Origin of the sequence: Trebonia sp. (genome assembly GCF_049794275.1) — a bacterium.
Classification (GTDB): Bacteria; Actinomycetota; Actinomycetes; order Streptosporangiales; family Streptosporangiaceae; genus Trebonia.
On the sequence record NZ_JBARCR010000866.1, the window covers coordinates 1 to 4,031 of the forward strand.

Annotated in this window: 4 protein-coding genes; all 4 read right to left on the reverse strand. The window is 72.9% G+C overall.

The window, feature by feature from the left end; all coding sequences use genetic code 11:
• Window positions 1-252 precede the first annotated feature (252 nt).
• On the reverse strand, window positions 253-1,053 hold the full coding sequence (trpA, locus tag WA805_RS22405; RefSeq protein WP_422338616.1) for a tryptophan synthase subunit alpha: 801 nt from the start codon (window positions 1,051-1,053) through the stop codon (window positions 253-255).
• A gap of 10 nt (window positions 1,054-1,063) precedes the next feature.
• On the reverse strand, window positions 1,064-2,257 hold the full coding sequence (gene trpB, locus WA805_RS22410; protein ID WP_422273529.1) for a tryptophan synthase subunit beta: 1,194 nt from the start codon (window positions 2,255-2,257) through the stop codon (window positions 1,064-1,066).
• 66 nt (window positions 2,258-2,323) lie between these two features.
• Window positions 2,324-3,133, reverse strand: a complete 810-nt coding sequence (gene trpC / locus WA805_RS22415) for an indole-3-glycerol phosphate synthase TrpC (protein WP_422288850.1) — start codon at window positions 3,131-3,133, stop codon at window positions 2,324-2,326.
• 131 nt (window positions 3,134-3,264) lie between these two features.
• Complete coding sequence (locus tag WA805_RS22420) at window positions 3,265-3,966, reverse strand: response regulator transcription factor (RefSeq protein ID WP_425243316.1); 702 nt, start codon at window positions 3,964-3,966, stop codon at window positions 3,265-3,267.
• Between the last annotated feature and the right edge of the window lie 65 nt (window positions 3,967-4,031).

The window sequence follows — 4,031 nt, forward strand, 5'->3', positions numbered from 1 at the left end:
GCGCGGTACCTGCGGTCTGCCAGCCAGATGGCGAGCAGGATGCCCGCGACGATGGCCAGCGCCTGCCACCGCAGCGTCACCGGCCCGAGGTGCACGCGGGCGTGCGGCGGGCTCGGGATGGACGCGAGGGGCATACCCGGACATTACCGCTCTTCCGGTGCGCGCCCTCGTGCCAGACAAGATCATGGCGCGGAAATCCGTGGCGTTTCGGTTGTGCGAGTAACGGAAACGCCATGGATTTCGCCGGGCGTGCTAGCGGGTGCGGCGGACGCCGTGGGCCAGGTCGGCCGTGAGGGTGCGGACGTCGGCGATGGCTTGCTCTGCGTCCTGCGCCGCGGCGAGGCGGCGGACGAACGCGGAGCCGACGATGACGCCGTCGGCGAAGCCGGCGACCTCCTTCGCCTGGGCGGCGTTGGACACGCCGAGGCCCACCGCGACCGGCAGGCCGGTGTGCTCGCGGGTCCGTTCCACCAGCGTGGCGGCGCCTGAGCTGACCGCCGCCCTGGTGCCGGTGATGCCCATCAGGCTGGCGGCGTAGACGAAGCCCCGGCACGCGGCGGTGATCCGCTCGATGCGCTGCGCCGTGGAGCTCGGCGCGACAAGGAAGACCCGGTCGAGGCCGTGGGCGTCCGAGGCCTCCAGCCAGGGCCCGGCCTCCTCAGGGGTCAGGTCGGGGGTGATGAGCCCGGCGCCGCCGGCGTTGGCGAGGTCGCGGGCGAACCTGTCCACGCCGTGCTTGTCGACCGGGTTCCAGTAGGTCATGAGCAGCACGGCGGTGCCCGCGTTGGCGATGGCCGTCACGGTGTCGAAGACATCCGCGAGCCGGGTGCCGCCCTTGAGGGCGTGGTGGACGGCGTCGGCGATCACCGGGCCGTCGATCAGCGGGTCGGAGTAGGGCAGCCCGACCTCGATGACGTCCGCGCCCGCCTCGCCCATGGCCAGGGCGGCCCTGATGGCGGTCTGCTTGTCGGGGAAGCCGGCCGGCAGGTAGCCGACGAGCGCGGCGCGGTCCTCCGCGGCGGCCTTGCCGAAGGCGGTGCTGACGGTGCTCATGCCGCGCTCCCTACACGCCGAAGTAGGCCGACGCGGTGGCGACGTCCTTGTCGCCGCGCCCGGACAGGTTGACCAGGATGAGCCCGCCGGGGCCGAGCTCGCGGCCCAGGTCGATGGCGCCCGCCAGGGCATGCGAGGACTCCAGGGCCGGGATGATCCCCTCGGTCCTGCACAGCGCGGCGAATCCGCGCATCGCGTCGTCGTCGCTGACGCTCCGGTACTCGGCCCGGGCGGTGTCCTTCAGCCAGGCGTGTTCCGGGCCGACGCCCGGGTAGTCCAGGCCTGCCGAGATCGAGTGCGTGTCCAGCGTCTGGCCCTCGTCGTCCTGCAGCAGGTACGTGCGCATGCCGTGCAGCACGCCAGGCGAGCCGAGGCTGAGCGTGGCGGCGGTGCGGCCTGGCGCGCCGTCTCCGTCGCCGCCGGCCTCACAGCCGACCAGCCGCACCCCGGTGTCGGGGATGAAGGCGTGGAACACGCCGATGGCGTTGGAGCCGCCGCCCACGCACGCCACCACGACGTCGGGGAGCCTGCCCGTCAGGTCGAGGACCTGCTGGCGGGCCTCCACGCCGATGATCCGCTGGAAGTCCCGCACCATCATCGGGAACGGGTGCGGGCCGCCCACCGAGCCGATGCAGTAGTGCGTGCTGTCCACGGTCGTCACCCAGTCGCGGAACGCCTCGTTCATCGCGTCCTTGAGCGTCCTGGTCCCCGCGGTCACCGGGATGACCTCGGCGCCGAGCATGCGCATCCGCGACACGTTCAGCGCCTGCCTGCGGGTGTCCTCCTCGCCCATGTAGACCGCGCACTCCAGGCCGAGCAGCGCGCAGGCGGTCGCGGTCGCCACGCCGTGCTGGCCGGCGCCGGTCTCCGCGATCACCCTGGTCTTGCCCATCCGCTTGGTGAGCAGCACCTGGCCGAGGACGTTGTTGATCTTGTGGGAGCCGGTGTGCGCGAGGTCCTCGCGCTTGAGCAGCACCCGGGCGCCGCCGGCGTGCTCGCCGCCGAACCGCTTGGCCTCGGTGACCAGGGTCGGGCGCGCGGCGTAGTTCCTGAGCAGGTCCGCCAGTTCGGCGGTGAACCCCGGGTCGGTGCGGGCGGCCTCGTACTCCTTCGTGAGCTGCTCGAGCGCCGCCATCAGCGGCTCGGGGGCGAACCGCCCGCCGAACACGCCGAAGTGCCCGGACACGTCGGGGACGACGGAAATCTCAGGTTCCGCGGGTGGCTGACCCGCGGCTGGGCTGCTGTTCACGGGGGTCAGACTACCCGCGTTCTACTCGCGTTCGCCGCGCAGGGCCGGGTGCGACCCGGCCGTCACGAGGTCCGCGACGGCGGACCTGGGATCCTTCTCCGTCACCAGCGATTCGCCCACGAGCACCGCGTCCGCGCCGGACGCGGCATAGGCGAGCAGGTCGTGCGGCCCGCGGACGCCGGATTCGGCGATCTTCACGATCCCCTCGGGGATGCGGCCGGCCAGCCGGGCGAAGATCGACCTGTCCACCTCCAGCGTGGCCAGGTTCCGCGCGTTCACGCCGATCACCGTCGCGCCCGCGTCGACCGCGCGCTCCAGCTCCTCGTCCGCGTGCACCTCGACCAGCGGAAGGAGCCCGATGGACAGCGCCCGCTCCACGAGCGAGACCAGCGCGCTCTGCTCGAGCGCCGCGACGATGAGCAGCACCATGTCGGCGCCGTAGGCGCGCGCTTCCCACAACTGGTAGGAACTGACCACGAAGTCCTTGCGCAGCAGCGGGATCCGCACGGCCCGCCGGACGGCGGCCAGGTCGTCGAGCGACCCGCCGAACCGGCGCTGCTCGGTCAGCACGCTGATCACCCGCGCGCCGCCCGCCTCGTAGTCGCCCGCTAGCGCTGCCGGGTCGACAATCGCCGCCATCTCGCCGCGGGACGGGCTCGCCCGCTTCACTTCCGCGATGACGCTGACCCCCTCCGCCTTGAGCGGGGCCATCGCGTCGATCGGGGAGGGCGCCCGGCGCGCCATGTCTTTCAGCTGCTCAAGCGAGACGCGCCGCTGCCGGTCGGCGAGATCGGCACGCACGCCTTCGAGGATCTCGTCGAGCACACTCACGCGCTTGCGTCGTCTCCTTCGATCGGAAATGGTGCGCCACCGATGCTAGCCCCCACCGGAAAGCTGATTCGGCAGCCCCCCTGGAGTTTGCCTCCGCAATACATGTCCCATACCTACGCGTTGCTAGGGCGTTATGCGGTCGTCTCCGGATCGAGCACATAACCCACGCCGTGCACGGTGCGGATCGCGCCATCGCCGAGCTTTGCCCGCAGTTGCGCGATGTACACGTCGACAGCCCGGGGACTCGGCCGCTTGCCCCGCTCGCCCTCCAGCGCGGCGAGCAGCCGCTGCCTGCTCAGCACCCGGCCCGGCTGGCCCGCCAGCGCGGTCACCAGGGCGTACTCGGTCCGCGTCAGGCTGACGTCTCTGCCGTTCACGCGGATCTCGTGGCGACCGTGGTCCGCGCCGCCGTCGGCCGCGCCTGCAGCGCCACGGCCTGGCGCCGGGCGCGTCAGTTCCGCCACCGCGGTGACCAGGGCGCGCGGGCTGAACGGCCGGGTCAGCCACCGCCGGGCCGTGGGCGGGCTGTTCAGGCCGTGCGGCCGGGACTCGCCGCGGCGCAGCAGGAAGACCACGGGGATCGCGGGCGTGAGCACCTGGCGGACCGAGCGGACCTCCAGGCCCGGCATCGTGAGGTCGATCACGAACAGGTCCGGCGCCTCAGGCGCCCCGGGCGCCCCGGGCGCCCCGGGCGTGCCAGGGCACCCGGCCAGCGCCTGGATCGTTCCCGCTGGGCTGCCGGTGACCAGCACGCGCATGCCGGCCCGCTCGAGGTAGCGGCGGGCCAGCCCGGCCACCTCGGGCTCGTGGTCGGCGACGAGCACGCTCGGCATCTGGGTAAGTCCACGCCCAGCCGGTCACTGGAGGGTTCTCCGGGGGCGCCGGCCGGGTGGTCGTC